The organism is Chryseobacterium sp. MEBOG07 (assembly GCF_021869745.1).
Taxonomy (GTDB): domain Bacteria; phylum Bacteroidota; class Bacteroidia; order Flavobacteriales; family Weeksellaceae; genus Chryseobacterium; species Chryseobacterium viscerum.
In genome coordinates, this window is record NZ_CP084579.1 from 1185686 (window position 1) to 1207717 (window position 22032).

Genomic DNA, 22032 nt, shown 5'->3' on the forward strand with positions numbered 1-22032 from the left:
TTTGTATACACTTTATAGGATTTTAACCCTGAATTGCTTTTTTTTCCAAAGAATTAATATAAGCATTCCATCCCTCTGTCTTGTAAGTGATTGCAGAAGCTTCTGGATTATCAGATTTATAGATTCCTCTTCCTACGATAATAAAATCTGTATGAAGTGTTTTGAAAACATGTTCCGGTGTATTGTACTGCTGTCCTTTACCATCTCCGGAATCTGCTATGTTTACCCCTGGAGTGAATAATAAAAGCTCTTCAGGAATTTTATTCTGAGATACACCGCCAATTACATTAGGGTGAGATAAAGCTATTTTTAAAGCTTCCTCACGATAGCTTGCAGTTGTTAATGCTCCTTTAGAAGACATTCCAACGATGGCTACTACTCCTACATTATTGAAACAGTCTAACGATTCAAAACCTCCGATCACCTGAGACGTTACGAAATCTGCCCAATCTGTAATTTTGAAAACCCCGCTTGTGAACTGAAGTTCCTGAGTGTTTCCAATATCAGCAAATTTTCTGTCTTCCATTAATAAGAACTGGTGTTTTGCGGCAATTGCTTTTAAAGGAGTGATTGTTTTTTCGTATTCAAAATCAGAAATAATATCAATATGTGTTTTTAAAGCAACGATATGCGGACCTACTTTTTCAGCCAGTTCCAACAACTCGTGAGTAGTGGTTACATCTGCAGAAGCAATAAGGTTTGATTTTTTTGCTAATGCTGCTTCCAGTAACTTCTTTGAAACGGAGTGCTGTGCATTCTGAAGTTTTTGCTCATAAGAAGATCTGGTTTCTTCTTCAAACTGAATATGATTCCCCTGAAGGAAATCCTGGATTCTTTTTACTTCTTCATCCGACAATTCACCGGTTTCCTGAAGAATATCACACACTTCCGAAATATTGAAAAGAGTGTGTACTCTATAACCTTTGCTTTCTAACAACTGTTTTCCACCTTGCTCTCTGTCCAATACCACCACAATGTCAGAAACTTTAAGGTCTTCCTGTTCTATTTCAGGAATGGTTTCCAGCAAAGACTTTCCTGATGTGATCACATCTTCTACCAAAAGACAGTTCTGCCCTTTCTGGTAAATTCCTTCAATCAGTTTTTTCGTACCGTAGCTTTTCGCTTCTTTTCTTTTAATAATTAATGGAATGTAGCTTTCCAGAGACATGGCAGTAGCCATAGGAAGAGCAGCATAAGGAACTCCACAGATTAAATCAAAATTATCCAATGGAAGCATTTCCAATAAATAATTAGCAAGATTTTTTAAAATTTTAGGATCTGAAGCCAAAGGTCTTAAGTCTACATAAAAAGGACTTTCGATACCACTTTTTAAGGTGAACCTTCCAAATTTGATGATGCCTAGTTTGTAGCACTCTAAAAAGAATTCTTTTTTACTTTCCATTATTTTTTATTAGATATTGCAAATTTAAGGAATTGAAATAAGGCTTAAAAATTTATCGTTCATTTGTAAATAAAAAACCACCCCGGATTTACCAGGATGGTGTGAAAAATATAATAAACTGTTATTTTACGATTTCTGCATCAATGACTTGAGCACCGCTGTATCTTCGTTCGGCTTCCCATAATAAAAACTTGTCAACCTCTTTGATGAGCTTAGGAATCGTCAGTGACAATACTGCCAGGTCGTCCATGACTCCAAGTACGGGAATGACAAATTCAGGAAGCAGGTCAATAGGGGAGAGTACATATAAAATTCCCAGTAAAGGAAGAATAATGTCTATGGATTTCATTGGATAAACTCCTTTTCTCCACATTTTGACCATTCTGAAAATATCAGGGATCTTTTTTATAAAGCCCTTGTGATTGATGGCTTCTTTTGCAAGATTTAATTTTGAATATTTCATTTTGTGTTTGGATTTAATAAACTTTTCAACGCTATTAATTTCACAAATCCTGTACCAACAAATTATAAAATTTAGTTAAAATATTATTTGATGATATTGTCAATGAACTGATGCACAGTCTCTGTGTTCCAATCTTTTGTAGCATCTTCTTTAATGAGGATTCTGCCGTGCTTATCCAAAAGGAAAGTCGTAGGAAATACTTTGGGAAGAATCTTCTCAGAAATCGGACTTTGAGCAATATATACAGGAACGCTGTAATTATTCTCCTTCAAGAATTTTCTTACATCCTCTTCCTTATCATTCATAGCAATCAGGACAAAATCTACATTGTCTTTTCGGGAATCATACAGTTTCTGAATAGATGGCCATTCTTTTCTGCACGGAGGGCACCAGGTTCCCCAGAAGTTAAGAAAAACTCCTTTATCCTTAAAGTTTTTAAGATTCGTACTGGGAACATTGATTCCTTTAAGCTCTATATTGTAATCCTCTTCACTGATATGAACAGCATTTTCAATAGTTGCGACCGGTAAAAATGTATCCTTCAGAAAATTCCTTATTCCCGGAACAAAAGCAACGATACCGATAACAACAATTAATACAAGATAAATGATATTTTTTTTCATATCTCTTTTTTATAGCAGATCTAAAATTTCCTGAACAGCATCTTTCCCTCTGTTTTTGGCATAATATATCTGCAGATCATTATAGAACATATCTTTTGGATAAGCTTCAGGGTCTGCTTTATATTTCATCAGGAGCTCATATCCATATTTCGGACGTGGACCCCATGAATTTTTTACATTCAGGTCTTTGTCGAGAATAAGTACTTTAGGAATAGATTCCGTACCATTGGTCAAAAACTGATTGATTAAACTTTTATCGCTGTCTCTCAGGAAAACTCTTACTTCATTATTTCCTTCAAAAAATCTGAAAAGAGCAGGCACTGTTGCGCTTGCATCTCCACACCATGCTTCAGAAATGATTAAAATCTTTCCGTCAAAATTTTTGGCAGCAAGTTCTTTCAGCTGATCTTCATCCGGAACGTATTTTTTTACCGTTCTGTCCATTCTCTGAAGACCCAGTTCATAATATTGTTTATAATCAGCCTCCTGCTGGTTGGCAGGGGTCTCTAATCTTTTTTTTGCGATTTGAAGATATTCTTCAAAGGAAATTCCTTTATCCCAGTAATTTTTCATTACCAAAAATATTTATGTTAAAAATTATTGATATTTCTTGTTTTGTTGATCAAAAACAGGTCTGCCAATACAAATGCAGCAAGACTTTCCACTACAGGAACTGCTCTTGGAACCACACAAGGGTCATGACGTCCTTTTCCTTCTACGATCACAGGATTTCCCTCCTTGTCAATACTGTCCTGAGGTCTCAGAATAGTGGCCACAGGCTTGAAAGCTACACGGAAATAGATGTCCATTCCGTTGGAAATTCCACCCTGTATACCTCCTGAAAGATTAGATTTTGTGGTAAAATCTGTATTGAAAGCATCATTGTGCTCTTTTCCTGTCATTTTGGCACCACAGAAACCGCTTCCATATTCAAAACCTTTGCAGGCATTGATATTCAGCATTGCTTTTGCCAGTTCGGCCTGAAGTTTTGAAAATATAGGTTCACCAATTCCCACAGGAACATTTTTAATCACACAGGTGATTGTTCCTCCGATCGTATTCCCTTCTTTTTTGATCTCCTTGATTCTTGAAATCATCTTTTCAGCTGTTTCAGCATCAGGACAACGCACGTCATTGCTTTCTGTTTGAGAAAAATCTAAAGCCTGATAAGGTTTTTCACAGAAAATATCACCTACAGAAGAAACGTAAGCATTGATCTCAATATCTGATAAAAGCTGTTTTGCAAGAGCTCCTGCCACTACCCAGTTCATTGTTTCTCTTGCAGAAGATTTTCCGCCACCGCGATGATCTCTGAAACCAAACTTCTGGTCATAAGTAAAATCAGCATGACTCGGACGATACGCTCCTGCAATATGGTCATAATCTTTTGATTTCTGATTTTCGTTTTCAATGATAAAACCGATTGGGGTACCCGTTGTTTTTCCCTCAAAGATTCCGGAAAGAAACTTTACTGTGTCGCTTTCTTTTCTTTGTGTAACGATTGCCGACTGGCCAGGCTTTCTTCGGTTCAGTTCATATTGAACCTTATCGAGATCTACCGTTAAACCTGCCGGAAAATTATTGATGATACCGCCGTAAGCCACTCCGTGACTTTCTCCAAATGTTGTAAGACTAAGAAGATTACCTAATGTGTTGAACATAATACAAAATTACCTATTTTTCTTCAGATAATAAAGTTTCTGGATTTGTTCTATTTATCAGTGTTTTTGATATTATTAATAACTTTTTCCGCTTCCTTTTTTTCATCAAAAGTCATTTTTTTCCAGATAAATCCTTTTTTGATATCCTTTTTGTCAAAAAGCTGTGGGAAAATACCTGCTTTAGCATCATCGAAAATATAGAAAGGGGTGATAGCGGGAAGGGGAGTATCAAAACTATAAGGGTAATTATGGGAAACATTAAATTTAAAGTTTCCGACTTTGAATGTGTCGAACTGTTGATATTTGTATGTTGAAGGCTTGTAAAGCTGTTCTTTTTCAAATCCTGTCATAAAACTTCCCACTCGGAAACTTGGAATATATTTTTGGATAAGTCCAGGAAAAGATATCATTGAAATGAAAAATACACTGAGCGCCGAAAAAACAAGAATAGATCTTTTTTGATTAAAATATTCGTGAAACAGGACAAAGAATATCACGAAAAAGACATCTATAAAAAATCTGTACTGGGCTGAAAAAGCAAGGATCAATATACTTTTTATCAACAATGAAATACAGATGAGGGTAATGAGCTTTCTTTTTTTGATCCATGCGAATATTGAAAAAATACCTAAGCTCAGAACAAAAAGAATATTGATTTTTGATTTGATCCCTTCAAGAAAGAACCAGTTTTTAATATGATCGGCAGTTGAAAATTTCTGAATTTCCTCATAAGAATATTGCATGTCATATGTTTTCATGATTGCAAATTGTGAAGACGTTTCTAAAGCTTCATGGTTGGGCTTCCAGAACATTCCTAGATCACCTATTGCTACAGGAAAGACAGGATAACCGAATGTCCAAATGTTTTTCATGAAGAACAATAATAAAATTGAAATCCCAAAAAGCAATTGTTTAAAACTTACTTTTAAAATAAAAATGGCGTTTAGGAAAACCAATATGGGCAGCCAAATCATGGTGGGCTTTATGGTAAAAACGAAAATTGAGAAAGCAAAAAGAAGTGGTGTTTTCTTATTTCCGGCTATAATTTCATTTAAAATAATTAGGGAGAAGATAATGACGGGAAGGTCGGGACTTGGTGATTGTGAAAACAATAGTAATATTGGAAGGAAACAAAGGTGTATCCAATTTTTTCTTTCAATACTATAAAAAGTATAGATAATCAGTAATACAGCATTGATTCTTAAAAATGGGTCTGAAAAATTTGAAAACCCGGCCTGAAAAATATGCCAGATAGACATCTGCCCTAAGGTGAGATCTACATTAGAAATTCCTCTTATGAGTCCGTATTCTGTAAGCCATTGAATAGTGGGGATATAGTATCCGAAATGATCTAATATATAAGGGTAAAATGAACCTGCAAATATGATAATAAGACTTATACCACTCATTAATATGAAATCTCTCTTTGAAAAAGTATAGAATTCCTGATAGAGTTTATTTTTAAAGAAAAAGAATAATCCCAATATTATAGAAGGTATTTCAACATAGATATTTAAAGGAATGAAAAAAGAGATAATAGTCCATACCAGGCCTATTCCCAGGATTCCTGATAGGATTTTTCCAGTGATTCCTTTATATAGTATTCCGGAAAAATTTCCCATGATTTCTCCCCAGCCCATTAAGACTGGAATGATGAAAATGGAAGAAAGCAGAATCAATAGCATAAAAAAAGATTGCTTAAAAATAAGCAATCTTTATATTGTATTGGGAAAATATTTATTAACGAGGTTGTACCCTTCCGTCTTTTCTATCCTGTGATCTACCAATGGTATAACCGGTTGCACCGCCTACAACACCACCAATTACAGCTCCAAGACCTCTGTTTTTCTTAGCGATAAGCGCTCCGGCAGCAGCCCCACCTACGGTACCAATGACGGTTCCTTTGGCAGCTTTACTCCATCCTTTTTTCTTAGTGGTTCCTTGTGAAGTACCGCTTCCGTTATTGGCATAAGTTCCATTGCTGCTTCCTCCTGAATTGGAATTGGAGCTTCTGTCTCTGTATACTGTTCGTGTCTCTCTGATCACCTGTGGTTTTGAATTATTTTCAGCAGTAGCTTTTGCTTTTTTGCTTTCTGATAGGCTATCTGCTTTTTTCTGGGCTTCATATACCAGTTTTTCTTTTTCAATGGCTAGTTTTTGTTTCTCCATTTCAAGTTGTTTAGCTTGAAATTCAAGTTTCTGTACTTCCAGTGATTTCTCGGCAGTTCTGTCATCTTTCTTGCAGGCTGTCATTAATAAGACGGATAAAAATCCTGCTAATACTATCTTTCTCATAATTCAAATTTTAATAAGATAAAGCCAAAACGACTTTGATTTTAGTTGTATTTCCAATTATGAAGCCAAATTTTAGTTAATGAGTGTTAAATTTGGTAAAGGAAAAGTGAATTAATTTTAAATACTGGTCAATTTTGTATTGTTGGTGGGGATTCTATGTGTTTCGTATTGAAATTTGGTTTTATGCTAAATAATTCGTCAGAGAGGAAAAATTGATTCTTTAAGCAAAATCTTTCATCGGTTTTTAAACTGTTCAGGAAATTTATCAGGAACATTTGTAAATTTTAATTCATGAATAATTTTTATCGAATTCATATAAGTTGATTAATTTTGAGTACCAAATACTTTTAATATGAAAAAAACAATTTTTACAGTATCAGCATTTATTGGATTGCTGGCTGTTGCAACATCGTTTTCCTCAAAGGAAGTTGTAGCCTGTTCAGGAATATCTGATATTACACCAAAAGCTCAGACTTATAAGATCCGTTATGGACTTCTTTCAAAAAGTGGAACAAAAATTCTTTCAGGAAATTATGATGTGGGAAGTTTTCTTGCTGAAAACATGGCTACGGGAGAAGTGTATGATACTTATTACAGTGGTGGATTTCAATCTGTTCCGCAATATTATGATGGTCTTCCGGCAGGAACTTACACTTTTTCTGCTATGCAGGGGCAGGGAGGCTGGGTAGGTTATGGAACAGTAGTTGCTACAGTTTCTGACGCGCAGGTAGATTCTGATGGATATATTACCGTGTATATTCCGATCATTTGGGAGGAATAGACTTGTGAGCCCAAAAATATTTAGCTACATTTACGCTTTCCAAAAATGAAGATTTTTAGTCAATAGATGATTTTTTGTGTTTTTTATTTTTATTAAATATTTTTTATATTAAATAAAAACTAATACTTCAATGTATTAATTAAAATTATTCACATTAATTTAATCTTCAGTATGCGGCTTTATTCTTATGAAGAATATTCATTCTTTTGTTCCGATAATGTACCGTGTTTCTACTTAAAGAAATAGGACAATAAAGGTCATATTGAATGATTCTACAATATTCTGTTTAGATTTTTCTAAATAGATTTTTTCATCATTTGTGTTTTTTAGGCCTCCGTTAGGAGGCCGTTTCTTTTACTTCAAGATTTATGAATCTATACCTATAGTAAATGTTTGGATACTGGTAGTTTTGATGCTAAGGACATTTTCCTTCCCTATTTTATCAAAAAGACTTCCCGTTATGAGAAGCCTTTTGTTATATATTATTTAATGTCGCCTTTATTTTACTGATTATACGGTGTTTTCTGTCGATTTGGTAATTAAGAAGTTCATAAATCTCATCTGAGCTGGTAAAAACCTTTGGAACAATCTGGTTATTGATTTTTTTGATTCCCCGCCTTCTCATTGTATCATGTATCACTCTGGCAAATGATTCTTTTGCACTTTGTTTTGCTGTTTGCTGAGAAATTCCATTAGAATGAAGTCTGTATAAATATAAAGGTTCTTTGATGTATTTTATCTCTCCCTGCTCCAGTATTTTTAAATATAGATCCTGGTCTACTGCATTTTTCAAATCAGGATTAATTCCCGAAGTTCTTATATAAGTTTCTTTCTTAAATATAAAAAAATGAGCAAACTGGGTAGGGCAGTTGAAGAAATATCGATTATTATAAATCTGCTTGGTGCCGGCATACACTCTTTCAGGATCAAGGTTTTCATCACAAAGCATCATCTGGGAATAAGCGGCTACAAGATCATCTCTGCTGATGAATTCCTGAGTTGCTTTTTCCAGAGCTTCTGGATAAAGAGCATCATCCGGATCCAGAAAAGCGCACAAATCTCCCTGAGCATAGCTCATGCATGCAGCTTTGGTAAAGCCGCAGCCTTTATTGCTTGTATTATGATAGAGTTTAAAACGGGAATCATTTTTGATCAAAGATTCTATAATCTCCACTGAATTATCTGTAGAAGCATCATCAATAATAATCACCTCCCAGTTTTCATAGGATTGATTGATTAAAGAATGATAACATTCCTTAAAGTACTTTCCATTATTATAGTTGGCTATAAGTACCGAAAAATTTATCACGTTGTTTTGAATTAATTATGTAAAATTATAAAATAAAATACGTGAAAAACATATCCTTGATCATCGTGTATCTGATATTTTTTTATTATATTTTGGAAGTTATGAGTATGAACTGTGTATTAATTATCGTTTATTGATGTTAAATGGGTAATATATTGGTAAATAATTATATAGTTAATGATTTGTGGATGCTGTTTATTGTCTTTTTTTGAGAATTAGCGTCAATAGGCTGAAAGATCTTCATTGAAAAGAAATAATAATTTTATGATTATACTCATAAAATAAGAAGAAAGAGTGGTATATATTTGGGTAGAAATTAATAGATAAAATAATTTTTATCTCTGATATAAAATTTTTTTCATCATTTGTGTTTTTTGAGGCCTCCATTTATTGGAGGCTTTTTTTAATATTGAATCTTAAAAATAATTTCATACATCAAAGAGTAGTCTGACATCAGATAGTTGTTTCAAATTTATTTATTTTTTATTCCGGCTGATATTCCTTTTCATTGCTGACAGGATGTTTAATTTAATGGATCAATATAAGTAAGAAAGTATGCCAATTTGTAGTTTATCCTATTTCTTATTGGCAGAGTGAATATTTGAAAAACTTTATACTTTGAATATTAATTTTATTTTATTAAAATGTAAATTAATTTATTTTTAATACTTTTGCCGGAGTGTTAGATTTATCTGAAACTATTATAGGTAATTATGAAGGGGTTTTTAAAGTATCAGTAAAATCGGTTTAAAATACTGAATTGATGAAATTGTTGCTGCAAGAATAAATTAATTTTTTTTCCAAAAATTAATATTCTTGGCACGATTTTTCAATATAGAAATGTAACTCATGTTTAATTTGAGTTTTCATGGTTATTAGTTTTTATCCTCGGAATTTCCGAGGATTTTTTTTTGTCTTAACATGATGTAGCTTGTAAATGTAAACTGATCAATCCAATTTTTGAATAAAATAGTTTTCTAGCTTATCGCATTCTGTAGTAGGTATTCATGTCTTTTTGGAATAGAAGATCTTATTTAAAGAATGTTTTTGCAAGAGTTCGAGTGAGATCTTTGACGATAGATGTATATTAAAAATAAAAATCCCCACCGGATAGTGAGGATGTTGATTATGGTAAGTTGGATAAATCGTCTAATTTGATTTCTAAAGCCCGGACTTCACCGCTGTTATATTGATCTTTTTTATCAAGTAAGGATCCTAAATAAATGATGAGTGAGTCAATTTGTCTTCTTGAAATAAAAACATTTTCTCTTTGAATTTCCTCTTCTATTTCTTCTACATATTCAAGTTCTTCATCATCTGACCTGTCTTGTATTTCTTTTTCATATTGCATTGCTGCTAATAATAAGCTTTTTTCTTCAGGGGTAAAGTGTATCATCAATATTTGATTTTAGTCCTACTAATATACAATTATTTTAAAGGGGGATTATTTAAAAATCCGGCGGTGACTATTATTTTTCTTTGGATTCTTTAATCCCTTTTTTAACTGCGTACTTTATTAACATGTAAAAGCCATAAATGCTACCTAAGGCAATTAATAGTAATATGATTGCCGAAATTATAATATGAGTTGAGGATAATGATAAAAACATGGTTATATTTTATTAGATATGAATGTGATTTTTCGCAAATATAAAAATATACAGGTGATTAGCTTATAGTAATCTAAAAAAAGAAATAAATGGCTGCACTTTTTGTCGATTATTGGAAAAATAGAAAACAAAGAAACCTCTAAATAAATTAGAGGTTTCTTGTGAGGTACCTAGCGGATTCGAACCGCTGTAGATGGTGTTGCAGACCACTGCCTAGCCGCTCGGCCAAAGTACCATTTTTACCATTTTTGAGGTGTGCAAATATAGCAAAATTTCTTTATGAACAAAAGTTTTTAAGCAATTTCTTTCCTTCCAAGAGCTTCTATTTCGCTTTTTGCTTGAATTTCAGCCTGATAATTTTTGATGTTAATTACTCTAGTATCACTCCAGCTGTCATGCCAGCCATTTACCCCAAGAAATGATAGGCCATCAAAAGGAACAATTCTGGAAAGGCTTCTGTAAATAATTTGCTTGGTGGTTGGTTTCGTTCCATCTGTACTGATTACTTTGGATCCTGTAATATACTTTGCAACGGTTCTCCCATCTAAATAGTTTTCCATCAAAAAGTAATAAAGACAATAATTGAAATTTCCAATAAAGAGCTGCCATACTATATTTCCATTACTATAGAAGTAGAAAAACTCAATTGAAGTTACTTCATAAAGAAGATTAGAAGCAATAGAGAGGAGATAATTAATAACATATAGTATTATAAGATCCAGAAAATTATTAGCAAGTCTCACTAATGATGAGGCTTTATTATATTCAACAACATTTAGAATTCTTTTCATGGTTGGTTATTAGTTTTTTAGTTTTGTTTTTTTATTTAAAATTTTAAAATCCGTTTACCAATAACTTTAATGAAGCATTGGTATCAATAACGGCGGTGATTCCTGTATTGCTGAGGAGAATTTTACTTGGCTTAAGATTGAAAACTTTTCCGTTCATCTTTAAACCTTTATAATATTCTTTGTTAAAGGCTTGTTCAATACTTTTTCTCGAAGTCTCTTCCATTTCCTGAGTTGGAATACCATATTCTTCTTCAATCATTTTTACGATTTTCCCCTGAAATAAGAGAGAGGCCGTTTTCTGCAGAATATTGGTGGTTTTCAGTTTAAATTTGGTTTCCGATAAAACAATTTTTCGTTTCGTTTCATCATACACAGGGATTCCGGAAATAATGGAAGTTCCTTTTATATAACCATCAGTCTGAGCCTCAATGACGACTCTGTTATCAACGCCATATACTCTGATATCCGTTACTTTCACTTTAGAATCACGGATATCAAATTCCTTGTTCAGGAAGGTTTTTCTGGCCATATTACTAGCTTCTGTAAAAGGAATATTGGCGGTGGTTTGTAAGATAAACTTATCCGCAACAGTAGGAGTGGTATTAAAGTTAGCAACACTGGTCACCGGCAAAGATGCGGCAGGCTTACTTCCTGTAAAAGTTTCGGAATAAATATCAACACCAAGAATCGCACTGATCTCATTTCCGTAAAATTTTAAAGGAGTGATATTCACTGTCATTGGGCTTACTTTCAACCATGTATTATATTCTTCCGAGATATTAAATGGCTGCAGAAAAGTATTCCAGGCCATTAAGGCATATTGCTGGAAATTCAATTGCGTTGCCATTTGCTGGTCTATTGTTTTACAGAATTTTTCCTGCTGCTCTTTTAAGCTTTTTTCAACGATGGAAGTAATAGGAATCTGAATTCTTCCATAATCCAGAACAGGTTTGGTCACCCATCTGAAACCGTTGGGTTGTGTATTGGTGGTAATGGTCCAGTTATTTTTAAATGTAACGGTGGTATTGAATGACATTACCGTTTCAAAAGTAGTATTCTGATACGTATATACGCCCAAAGTACCAATCCCTTTTTCTGCCCATATTTTTAAGGGAACTTCAATTAAGAGATTCTGACTGGTTCCGCCTACCAAACGAATAGGTCTGGTTTTCCAGACTTTCACTTTAAACTGATCATTGTTGTTGTCTGTGTAAGAATCATCCTGATAAACAAGATCTTTCACAGAAGCATTGATCATATTACTGAGCTCCGAAAGAGGAATGGTCACAGGCATGGTAATACTGGACTTTATCTTTGGAAAGTTATAACTTGCCAGCTGATTATCGACGCTATTCTGCCCAAAAGTGCTGATTCCTGCTACTAAAAATAATATTTTAACGAATTTCAATTTGTATGTTTTTTTAATGAACGAAAATAAGAATTTTAATTTTCCGGTTTAAAGCTTTTTTCCAGCTCAATGCTGGCGCCTTTCATTTCTCCCTCCATGGGTGGAGCTGTTTTCGTGATTTTTAATTTTATATAATCGATCTGTGGAAAGCTGTCGCGAATTTTTGAAATCATTCTCCCGGCTACGTGTTCCAGTAATTGGGATTTTATTTTCATTTCCTTGTGGAGGATATCGTTGATATCTGCATAGCTTATCGTATCATTCAGATCATCAGATTCTGCCGCTTTCCATAGATCGGTATGAAGTTCTACGTTCAGGATATAATACGTCCCGATAATGTTTTCTTCAGGGAGTACGCCATGGTACGCATATATTCGTACATCTTCAAGATATATTTTGCTCATTGCTTCAGATTTTATCAAGCAAAAATCGTCTTAATTCTTCAAAATCTGAATTTATTTCTACAGTTTTTTTCTCCTTTTTCATCAGTTCATTCAATGATTCCGGAATTCTAATCTGGGTATGAATTGCTTTTTCCACTGCATCGGGGAATTTCACCGGGTGAGCAGTACCCAAAATAAACCCTTTTTGGTCAGGATTTTCTTGCAGATATTCTTCCATTGCAGTAAATGCAACGGCACTATGAGGTTCCAGAATATATCCGTATTTCTCGTAGACTTCTGTGATGGTATTCATTGTTTTGTGATCATCAATGGAGTAGGCTGATATTTTATTTTTTAATACTTCAAACTGATGCACGAAAAGCTCCAAAATCCTTACGAAATTGCTTGGATTGCCCACATCCATAGCATTGGACAGGGTATGAACTGCTTTTTTTGGCTGATAGTTTTCGGTTTTAAAATAATCAGGAACCACGTGGTTGGCATTACAGGCTGCGATAAAATGGCTGGCCGGCAAACCTCTGAAATGAGTTAAAAGTCCGGCACAGATATTTCCGAAATTTCCACTTGGGACACAAATTACAGGTTGTTCTTTATGATGCTGGATCCATTGTTTTAAGGCGATCAAATAATAAATCTGTTGAGGAAGCCATCTCGCAATATTAATAGAATTGGCAGAAGTAAGAAACAATCGACTGTTGATTTCCTCATCCGAAAAAGCCTGTTTTACAAGATTCTGACAGTCATCAAAACTGCCGTTTACTTCCAGCGCAGAAATATTTTCTCCTAACGCGGTCAGTTGTTTTTCCTGAACCGGGCTTACCCTGTTTTTGGGATACAGGATAACCACATTGATCTGTGGCATTTTATAAAATCCATGGGCGACGGCACCTCCCGTATCTCCAGAAGTTGCTACAAGAACAGTGACTTTTTTCTGCTGATCTTTCAGGAAATAAGCTAGACAGCGGCTCATGAATCTCGCTCCAATATCTTTAAAGGCTAGTGTAGGGCCATGAAACAACTCCAAAATTGATATCTGCTCACTGATCTTTACCAGCGGAATTTCAAAACTAACGGTTTCTGCAACAATTTCTTTTAATATTTCTGAAGGAATTTCGTCTCCTACAAAATCTTTCATGCATTTGTATGCAATTTCTTCGTTGGAATACTGATGGAGATTTTGAATAAATTCATCGTCAAACTGAGGAATGTTTTCAGGGAAAAATAATCCTTTTTCTTTCCCCTGACCTTTTATGGTTGCTTCTCTGAAATCGACTTTTTCCAGAGAATCTTTTAAATTATAATATTTCATTTCTGTTATTTTGTGGTTAAGTTTCTTCAACGATTTGAATGCCTTTCGGATTTATTTTTGAAACATAGACAAGACTTTCTATTTCAATCTCATCATAGACTGATTTCATCATTTGCGCGATTTTTTCTGCGGTTTCCTTTTTCTCTGCTAACATGAAAATGGAAGGTCCTGATCCGGATATTCCGCCTCCCAAAGCCCTCAATTGCAGACTTTTTTCTTTAATTTCGTCGAACTTCGGAATCAGAATACTTCGGATAGGCTCAATGATGACATCGTGGAGACTTCTGCCAATCAACGGAAAATCATTTTTCTGAATTCCTGCCACCAGTCCTGCAATATTTCCCCATTGCTCAACAGCACTTTTTAATGTGATATTTTTCTTTAAAATTTGTCTTGCATCGGAAGTTTTCACTTCCACCTGTGGGTGTACAGCGGTTACAAATAAATCAGGACTATTCAGGGGAATAATATCAATTGGATTCGTTGATTTTACCAATGTAATTCCCCCATAGATACAAGGTGCTATATTATCGGCATGGCGTACTCCTGAAGCCAGCTCTTCACCAAACATGGCAAAATGAATCATTTCATCCTTTGACAGCTTATTTCCTAATAATAGATTGGCTCCAAGGGCGGCTCCGGCGGCACTTGCCGCACTGGAGCCGAGCCCGCTTCCGGGTTTTATATGTTTATGGATAATGACCTCAAAACCGTTTTTCAGATTAAAATATTCCTGAATTTTTAATAAGACAACACCCGCAACATTCCTTGAAGGTTCTTCAGGAAGTCCAAAAGAGTCAGTATGTTTTATAATAATTTCCGGAGTTTCCAATAATCTGAATTCCATCTCATCGTATGGTTCATGAACTGCCATACCTAAGATATCAAATCCGCAGACCAGATTGGCAACAGTAGCGGGTACTTTTAATTTTACTTTTTTCATAATTGTATTTTTAAATAGAACGAATAATATCTGCGAAAACTCCGCTTGCTGTTACGTCAGCTCCGGCTCCGGCTCCTTTTACCACCAAAGGCTGTTCAGAATATCTGAGAGTTTTAAAAATGACGATATTGTCCTTACCATAAAGATGAAACAGATCACTGCCCGGAGCGATATGCTGTAAACCTACTTTTGCTTTTCCATCTTCAAACTCTGCGACGTATTTTAATATTTTGCCTTCATTTTTAGCATGATTCAATAAGTTTTTAAAATGATCTTCATATACTGTAAGCTTTTCATAAAAATCAGCAACGCTTCCCTGCATACATTCTTCCGGTAGAAAACCTATATTTTCAATCTCTTCAAACTGAAGCGGGTATCCGGCTTCTCGTGCAAGGATTAAAATTTTTCTTGCTACATCAGTTCCCGAAAGGTCAAGTCTTGGATCCGGTTCTGTATATCCTTCTTTCTGAGCCTGAGCTACTACTTCAGAGAATGTTCTGCTGCCATCATACTCATTAAAGACAAAATTCAATGTTCCACTTAAAACAGCCTGGATAGATTGGATTTTATCTCCGCTTTTGATAAGATCGTTGATCGTTCCTATTACCGGAAGTCCGGCTCCTACATTAGTTTCAAAATAAAAATTGCAGTTGTGGTTCCTTGCTGCATTTTTTAAAGATTTATATTTTTTTATATCTGAAGACGCTGCAATTTTATTACAAGCTACGATATTAACACTTCTTTTTAAAAGGCTTTCATAGATTTCCGGTAGGTCAGAACTTGCGGTCACGTCAACGAAAACTGAGTTTCTGAGATTCCTGCGTATAATTTCCTCAGCAAATTTTGATGGAGAGGCTTTTTCGCCCTCTTGATTCCATGTAAGGTACTTTTCATAAGATATTCCATTATCCGAAAACAGCATATGACGGCTGTTGGAAATCCCTGCAATTCTCAGATTGATCAAGAAGTTTTCTTTTAAAAAAGCATTCTGATCATAAATCTGCTGGATCAGTTTTGATCCTACATTTCCAGTTCCGCAGATATAGACATGGATCTGTTTAATTTCAGACTCAAAAAACTCTTCATGAAGTACATTCACCGCTTTTTTGCTGTCTTTCTGAGAAATGACGATACTGATATTTCTCTCTGAAGATCCCTGTGCAATCGCTCTTATATTGATTCCGTTATTTCCCAGACATCCAAACATTTTTGCGCTTACACCACTTTTACTTTTCATACTTTCTCCTACCAGCGCTACAATGGAAAGGCTGGTTTCAATTTTTACAGGATATACTCTTTTCAAATTAATATCATCGGCAAAAGAAGAATTAATTGCATTTTCAGCGCGTAATGCTTCTTTCTCATCAATCGCAATGGTGATAGAATGTTCTGATGATCCTTGTGTAATGAGGATTACATTAATTTTTTCATGACTTAAACACTGAAAAAGTTTGGCGGAAATTCCCGGAATTCCTACCATTCCGCTGCCTTCCAGTGTGAGCAGGGCAATACTGTTCATATTGGAAATGCCTACCGCAATCTGTTTTTCATGATCGGATGATTTCAGCTGGGGAGAAATTAAAGTTCCCGGAGCGTCAGGATCAAAAGTATTTTTGATGATCAAGTCTATATTCTTAATCATAACCGGCTGAATGGAAGGTGGGTAAAGTACCTTCGCCCCGAAATGAGAAAGTTCCATCGCTTCATGATAAGATATTTCTGCAATAGGTTTAGCATTGGAAGCAAGACGTGGGTCAGCGGTCATCATTCCGCTTACATCTGTCCAGATCTGAAGTTCTTCAGCTTGTATAGACGCCGCTATAATGGATGCTGAATAATCAGAACCGCCTCTTCCTAATGTTGTTGCATTGTTTTTTTCGTCGCGGGCTATGAAACCTGGTCCTACGATGATACGATTCTGATTTTCATTCAGAAACTTGATAATATTATTTTCTGTGCATTCAAAATCTACTTTTGCATTGGTAAAACTGCTGTCTGTTTTGATCAGATCTGCAGAGTTCATCCAAACACAATCTAATCCTTTGTGCTGAAGTCTTGCTGCTATAATTTTTGAAGACAGAAATTCTCCATAGGATGCAACTTTATCTTTGATTCTGTCCGTAAGTTCACCAAGAACAAAAATTCCACTGTAAAGATCTTCGATATCGTTGAAATGCTTTTTAACAAAGCTTAACCAGGAACTTTGTTCTGCAATTGAGAACAGTTCTTTGACCAGGCTGATATGTTTTTCTTCAAGATTCTGAACAATCTGCATATAACTTTCATCTTTAATGGAAGCATTTTCTGCTGCTTTGATCAGCTGGTCGGTAACACCATGAAGGGCTGATACGATCACAACAACCTTGCTTTTTAAAGATTCACTTTTTATGATATTTTCTACCAGTAATATATTCTGAGAACGGGCGACTGATGTTCCGCCAAATTTTAAAATTTTCATCAATTATTTTTTTGAAGTTGGGTAAAACGAAATGTTGCCTCTTTAAAAAAAAGAGTACAGGTACCGGAAATAATATGTGAAAATTTACCCCGTTATGGGGTAGTTGTTGTAGTTGTGAATGTAGAAACAGAAGATCCGCCTGAAATAGGTAATTTCAGGGCAGAAATATCAGATATGTTTCTTAATAAACTCATTGTTACGGAACAAATGTACAAATTATTTTGGAACAGCCAACTTATTAGCACAATAAAATATATTTCCTTTTTTAGAGATATATTTTGTGTAATTGATTAAAAATGTTATATTTATCAGATTAACTAATAACGAAATAACCATGAAAAATTTAAAGAAAATTTCTCGAAAAGAGTTAGGACAAATCAGTGGAGCAGCATTCAGATGTGATGGATGTCCTACTGGTGGAGGGGATGGCCCAGGACCTAACTTTGCGCATTCTTGCGAAGAATATGATGCATTACCGGGACGCTGCAAATCCTGTGTATTCGTAAGTTCACTATGTATCTATCCTGAAGGCTAATCAAAAAAAATAATATGAAAAATTTAAAAAAATTAAACCGCCAAAATCTGAAATCAATGAGTGGGGGAGATGTGAATAACTGTTTTGAAAATTGTCCTGCCGGACCCTATGGACCAGGTGAGCCTAGATCATGTGATGATTATAATGCATTACCGGCATGTTGTAAAGGAAGGGTGATGGTAAGCTTTGAATGCTTCGGTCCTTATTAATTTTTAACGACAAAAAGTTTGTTGTTCTTTTATTACCAAATACTAAAATTATTACAATATGAAAACAATTAAAAAATTATCAAGAGAGGATAAAAAAAGTATCAAGGGTGGCTTCACTGATGTTCAGATTGAAGCATGTGGAGGAGAACAATTTGTATGTTTCCGTGGAGGAGGAAAATGGGGATGCTGGCTGAAACCGGGAGGAACCTGCTATGCACCAATGCTGTAAGTATTGGCTGCTTGTACTATCCAATGGGAAAAATCAAAACTTAATTTAAAAATTAAAACGACTATGAAAAATTCAAAAAAACTAAACAGAGCAAATTTAAGAGCTATTATTGGAGGAGGAGATACCTGTGCTGTAGATCTTGATTGCGGGCCAAGAGGTTGTGCAATATGTACAGATTTGAGAGGGCGTAAAGTTTGTTTTTACTTTTTTCCTTATGATCCATCTATTCCGGGGAGCTGTCCAGTTCTTGAGGGCTAGAAAGATCGTAAAGAGTATCAATTTGTTGTAAAAATATCAAAATCAGAATTTAATTAAAACTACTATGAAAAATTTAAAGAAATTAAACAGAAAAGAACTTGGTACATTGAATGGAGCAGCAGGTCCGTCAAGATGTGCAGGATGCCCTCAGCATGCTACATTTGGAGATGGCCCGGGATTTCAATATTCATGTGCAGCCTATCAGGGATTGCCTGACTATTGTAAGATGTGTGTCTTAGTAAGTATGGAATGTGTTGACGGAGGAGTTTCTTAAAAAATAATTTAGATTTTTATGAAAAACTTAAAAAAATTGAACAGAAGGAATTTAGAACAAGTGAAAGGCGCTGGCGTTTCTCGTTGTGACGGTTGTCCTACCCACCTTGTTTTTGGGCCGGGTTCATCCAGTGATCCTTCGTGTGAGGCCTATTGGCATCTGTCAGAAAACTGTAGAATGTGTGTGATGGTAAGTGTAGATTGCTTTGTTGCGATTACTGCTGACTAAAATAAAAAAGCACTGTGAAAACAGTGCTTTTCAATTATTTTATGCTTTTGGAAAGATCAAGCATAGCCTCAATCGGCTTTAATGCTTTTAATCTTAATTCTTCTTCGATAAGAATTTCCGGAAGCTCGTATTTCATACATAAATACAATTTTTCCATTGTATTACGCTTCATATAGAAACATTCTGAACAGTTACAGCTTTCATCAAAAACCAGGGCAGGGATCAATTCCTTGTGAGGAGCACGTTTTCTCATTTCGTGTAGAATTCCTTCTTCTGTGGCAATGATAAACTTCTGACAGTCGTCTTTTTCTACATAATCTAATAGGGCAGAAGTGGAGCCAATAAAGTGAGCAAGTTTCAATACGGCTTCTTCACTTTCAGGGTGAGCAATCATTTTTGAATCCGGATTGTCAGCCAGCTGTTGAGCAATTCTTTCCATTGAAAAAGCTTCGTGTACAATACAGCTTCCATCCCAAAGGATCATATCACGTCCTGTTTTCTTAGACAAATATCTTCCCAGGTTTTTATCCGGTGCGAAAATAATAGGTCTGTCTTTCGGAAGTGCTTCAATCACTGTTTCAGCGTTTGAACTTGTTACGATAATATCACTTTCTGCTTTAGTTTCTGCATTACAGTTGATGTAAGTGGCAATTAAAGCATTCGGGTGCTGTTCACGCATTTTTCTTAATCCTTCTCCGGAACAACCGTCTGCCAGAGAGCATCCGGCCATGGTATCAGGAAGAACTACTTTTTTAGTTGGGTTCAAAATTTTTGCAGCTTCCGCCATGAAGTGTACTCCACAGAATACAATCATGTCAGCATTCGTTTCTTTTGCCTGTCTTGCCAGCTGTAAAGAATCACCCAGGAAATCAGCAATATCCTGAATCTCCCCCGGTTGGTAATAATGGGCAAGAATGACAGCATTTTTTTCCTCTTTAAGTTTAAGGATGGCTTTTACCAGTTCTTCTCCCTGAGGAATGGCAATATCTTTTATATCCAAAAATCCTCTGACAGGAATTGCAGATTTAGCTTTTTCTAATGTTTCGGTACTCATATCAACCTCAATTTTTTATTATCAGAAGCTAGAGGTTAGAAATTAGAAGTTAGATTTTGAGTGTAATATTTTACTCCCATCCTCCTGCTTCCATCTTCCAGCCATTAATTACTGATAAAACTTTTTATTAAACTTTCTATTTCTTCTTTAGCTGCATCAAGATCTTCATTAATCACGATCTTGTCAAACTCGCTGGCGTAGGTCATCTCTTCTTCTGCCTTTGCCACACGGGTTTTGATGGTTTCCGCATCATCTGTGTTTCTTGAAATCAATCTTCGTTCCAACTCTTCAATGGAAGGCGGTTCTATAAAAATAGACAGCGCTTTTTCTCCAAAATATTTTTTTAAAGAAATACCTCCTTTTACATCTACATCAAAAATAACAACTTTTCCCTGATTCCAGATTTTTTCTACTTCAGATTTTAAAGTACCATAATATTTATCAGTATATACTTCTTCATATTCTACAAAAGCCTCTTCAGAAATTTTCTGTCTGAACTCATCAGGTGTCAGAAAATGATAATCTACTGTATGAACTTCGTTTCCTCTCGGTTGTCTTGTGGTACATGAGATAGAAAATTCCAGTTCAGAAAATGTTTCCAGAGAATGCTTTACCAATGTAGTTTTTCCGCTCCCTGATGGTGCTGAAAATATAATTACTTTATCCATTTTTTACAATTTCGGGTTACGAGGTCCGAGTTTCGGGTTCTTTTCTTAGAAATGACAACCACGCATCTCGTAACTCGTACCTGTATTACAATACGTTTAACGTTTGTTCTTTAATTTTTTCAAGGTCATCTTTCATCATCACTACCAGTTTCTGGATTTCTGCGTGATTGGCTTTAGAACCTAAAGTATTGATTTCTCTTCCGATTTCCTGAGAAATAAAGCCCAGTTTTTTTCCGTTGAAAGATTCATTGTCCATTACTTCTTTATAGTATTTCAAGTGCTGGGCAAGTCTTACCTTTTCTTCAGAAATATCAAGCTTCTCAGTGAAATAGGCCATTTCCTGGTAGAAACGTGTTTCATCCACGTTTTCAAATTCTTTTAAAGATTTCTGATAACGTTCTTTCACACTTACAATTCTTTCTTCTTCAAAAGGAATTACTTCTCCAAGATATTTATCAATATTCTGAATATTCCTGTTTAATTCTTCATGTAAATTGCTGCCTTCAGTCCTTCTGAATTCTTCGAATCGGTCAACGGCATTATTGACAATTTTTGCCAAAGATTCCCATTCACCTTCCGTCAATTCATCAGGTCTTGATGTGATGGCATCAGGAAGTCTTACCGCCATTTTAAGATATTCGAAATTAGGTCCGTCTGAAGCTATGTTTTTAAGTTCGTTGATGTAAGATTCAATTAAGTTTTTATTAATTTTTACATCATTAGACTCTTCAAGATTCTCAATATTGACATAGCAGTCTACTTTTCCACGGATAATTCTATCATTAAGAATTTTTCTGATTTCAAATTCTTTTTCTTTATAACGTAAAGGAATTTTGATATTTAAATCAAAGCTCTTGCTGTTCAATGATTTAATATCTATTGTAATTTTTTTTCCTTCAAAAACATCTTCGGCTCTACCGAATCCGGTCATTGATAAAATCATAGTTTTTTATTGTTCTACAAAGATAAACATTTAAGTCTATAGTTGGACTAATGTTGAATGGCTGGAAGATAGAGGCTGGAAGTGGGAAGATCGTTGTAAATATAAATTATATCTAATTTTAACATCCAGCCTCAGGCTTCCATCTTCCAGTAAATTAAATAAACTCATTTTCGTAAA

25 protein-coding genes and 1 tRNA gene are annotated in these 22032 nt (G+C 34.9%); 7 read left to right on the top strand and 19 right to left on the bottom strand.

The window, feature by feature from the left end; all coding sequences use genetic code 11:
- Positions 1-22: 22 nt before the first annotated feature.
- The 7 genes from pyrF to LF886_RS05440 all read right to left on the bottom strand — a co-directional run bounded on the left by pyrF (position 23) and on the right by LF886_RS05440 (position 6444).
- Positions 23-1402, bottom strand: coding sequence for an orotidine-5'-phosphate decarboxylase (gene pyrF / locus LF886_RS05410; protein WP_236853064.1), 1380 nt, complete (start codon positions 1400-1402; stop codon positions 23-25).
- A 121-nt stretch (positions 1403-1523) separates the two neighbouring features.
- Positions 1524-1865, bottom strand: a complete 342-nt coding sequence (locus LF886_RS05415) for a YkvA family protein (protein ID WP_103232661.1) — start codon at positions 1863-1865, stop codon at positions 1524-1526.
- Between the two features lie 83 nt (positions 1866-1948).
- On the bottom strand, positions 1949-2488 hold the full coding sequence (locus tag LF886_RS05420; RefSeq protein WP_236853066.1) for a TlpA family protein disulfide reductase: 540 nt from the start codon (positions 2486-2488) through the stop codon (positions 1949-1951).
- Positions 2489-2497: 9 nt separating this feature from the next.
- The gene (locus LF886_RS05425; protein WP_103232663.1) at positions 2498-3061 is read right to left on the bottom strand and encodes a thioredoxin family protein; all 564 of its coding nucleotides are present in this window, start codon (positions 3059-3061) and stop codon (positions 2498-2500) included.
- Positions 3062-3078: 17 nt separating this feature from the next.
- On the bottom strand, positions 3079-4149 hold the full coding sequence (gene aroC, locus LF886_RS05430) for a chorismate synthase (protein WP_236853068.1): 1071 nt from the start codon (positions 4147-4149) through the stop codon (positions 3079-3081).
- 50 nt (positions 4150-4199) lie between these two features.
- The gene (locus tag LF886_RS05435; RefSeq protein WP_236853070.1) at positions 4200-5834 is read right to left on the bottom strand and encodes an LIC_10190 family membrane protein; all 1635 of its coding nucleotides are present in this window, start codon (positions 5832-5834) and stop codon (positions 4200-4202) included.
- A 55-nt stretch (positions 5835-5889) separates the two neighbouring features.
- Positions 5890-6444 (bottom strand): YMGG-like glycine zipper-containing protein, encoded by a 555-nt coding sequence (locus LF886_RS05440; protein WP_236853071.1) that lies wholly within the window; start codon positions 6442-6444, stop codon positions 5890-5892.
- Positions 6445-6796: 352 nt separating this feature from the next.
- Between LF886_RS05440 and LF886_RS05445 the strand changes: the two genes are divergently transcribed.
- Positions 6797-7225, top strand: a complete 429-nt coding sequence (locus LF886_RS05445; protein ID WP_236853073.1) for a hypothetical protein — start codon at positions 6797-6799, stop codon at positions 7223-7225.
- 475 nt (positions 7226-7700) lie between these two features.
- Here the strand turns inward: LF886_RS05445 and LF886_RS05450 are convergent, their stop codons facing one another.
- The 9 genes from LF886_RS05450 to thrA all read right to left on the bottom strand — a co-directional run bounded on the left by LF886_RS05450 (position 7701) and on the right by thrA (position 17457).
- Positions 7701-8534 carry a glycosyltransferase family 2 protein gene (locus LF886_RS05450; protein ID WP_236853075.1) on the bottom strand — a complete coding sequence of 278 codons (834 nt, stop codon included), beginning with the start codon at positions 8532-8534 and terminating at the stop codon, positions 7701-7703.
- A 1126-nt stretch (positions 8535-9660) separates the two neighbouring features.
- Positions 9661-9930 (bottom strand): hypothetical protein, encoded by a 270-nt coding sequence (locus LF886_RS05455; RefSeq protein WP_236853077.1) that lies wholly within the window; start codon positions 9928-9930, stop codon positions 9661-9663.
- A gap of 378 nt (positions 9931-10308) precedes the next feature.
- Positions 10309-10379: transfer RNA gene (locus LF886_RS05460), tRNA-Cys, on the bottom strand.
- Positions 10380-10437: 58 nt separating this feature from the next.
- Positions 10438-10935, bottom strand: coding sequence for an RDD family protein (locus LF886_RS05465; protein ID WP_124535088.1), 498 nt, complete (start codon positions 10933-10935; stop codon positions 10438-10440).
- 43 nt (positions 10936-10978) lie between these two features.
- Positions 10979-12343: a DUF4403 family protein gene (locus LF886_RS05470; RefSeq protein WP_236853079.1), complete on the bottom strand. Its 1365-nt coding sequence runs from the start codon at positions 12341-12343 to the stop codon at positions 10979-10981.
- A 35-nt stretch (positions 12344-12378) separates the two neighbouring features.
- Positions 12379-12747: a dihydroneopterin aldolase gene (gene folB / locus LF886_RS05475; protein ID WP_236853081.1), complete on the bottom strand. Its 369-nt coding sequence runs from the start codon at positions 12745-12747 to the stop codon at positions 12379-12381.
- A 4-nt stretch (positions 12748-12751) separates the two neighbouring features.
- Positions 12752-14056 carry a threonine synthase gene (thrC, locus tag LF886_RS05480; protein ID WP_236853083.1) on the bottom strand — a complete coding sequence of 435 codons (1305 nt, stop codon included), beginning with the start codon at positions 14054-14056 and terminating at the stop codon, positions 12752-12754.
- Positions 14057-14072: 16 nt separating this feature from the next.
- Positions 14073-14999, bottom strand: coding sequence for a homoserine kinase (locus LF886_RS05485; RefSeq protein ID WP_236853085.1), 927 nt, complete (start codon positions 14997-14999; stop codon positions 14073-14075).
- Positions 15000-15009: 10 nt separating this feature from the next.
- On the bottom strand, positions 15010-17457 hold the full coding sequence (thrA, locus tag LF886_RS05490) for a bifunctional aspartate kinase/homoserine dehydrogenase I (RefSeq protein WP_236853087.1): 2448 nt from the start codon (positions 17455-17457) through the stop codon (positions 15010-15012).
- Between the two features lie 334 nt (positions 17458-17791).
- On the opposite strand from thrA, the gene LF886_RS24090 reads away from it, so the two are divergent.
- From LF886_RS24090 to LF886_RS05515, 6 genes are all read left to right on the top strand, one after another.
- Positions 17792-17992 (top strand): bacteriocin-like protein, encoded by a 201-nt coding sequence (locus LF886_RS24090; RefSeq protein ID WP_410685449.1) that lies wholly within the window; start codon positions 17792-17794, stop codon positions 17990-17992.
- 14 nt (positions 17993-18006) lie between these two features.
- Complete coding sequence (locus tag LF886_RS05495; RefSeq protein WP_236853089.1) at positions 18007-18201, top strand: hypothetical protein; 195 nt, start codon at positions 18007-18009, stop codon at positions 18199-18201.
- Between the two features lie 58 nt (positions 18202-18259).
- Entirely contained in the window at positions 18260-18430 is a 171-nt protein-coding gene (locus LF886_RS05500; RefSeq protein WP_153816328.1) for a bacteriocin-like protein, read from the top strand.
- 63 nt (positions 18431-18493) lie between these two features.
- Positions 18494-18688, top strand: a complete 195-nt coding sequence (locus LF886_RS05505) for a hypothetical protein (RefSeq protein ID WP_236853091.1) — start codon at positions 18494-18496, stop codon at positions 18686-18688.
- Positions 18689-18752: 64 nt separating this feature from the next.
- Entirely contained in the window at positions 18753-18962 is a 210-nt protein-coding gene (locus tag LF886_RS05510; protein ID WP_236853092.1) for a bacteriocin-like protein, read from the top strand.
- Positions 18963-18998: 36 nt separating this feature from the next.
- Complete coding sequence (locus LF886_RS05515) at positions 18999-19190, top strand: hypothetical protein (RefSeq protein WP_124535104.1); 192 nt, start codon at positions 18999-19001, stop codon at positions 19188-19190.
- Between the two features lie 34 nt (positions 19191-19224).
- Here LF886_RS05515 and nadA read toward each other — a convergent pair whose 3' ends face one another.
- The 3 genes from nadA to LF886_RS05530 all read right to left on the bottom strand — a co-directional run bounded on the left by nadA (position 19225) and on the right by LF886_RS05530 (position 21855).
- Complete coding sequence (gene nadA / locus LF886_RS05520) at positions 19225-20244, bottom strand: quinolinate synthase NadA (protein ID WP_103233140.1); 1020 nt, start codon at positions 20242-20244, stop codon at positions 19225-19227.
- A gap of 104 nt (positions 20245-20348) precedes the next feature.
- Entirely contained in the window at positions 20349-20912 is a 564-nt protein-coding gene (gene gmk / locus LF886_RS05525) for a guanylate kinase (protein ID WP_236853094.1), read from the bottom strand.
- An 85-nt stretch (positions 20913-20997) separates the two neighbouring features.
- Positions 20998-21855: a YicC family protein gene (locus LF886_RS05530; protein WP_236853096.1), complete on the bottom strand. Its 858-nt coding sequence runs from the start codon at positions 21853-21855 to the stop codon at positions 20998-21000.
- Positions 21856-22032: the final 177 nt, after the last annotated feature.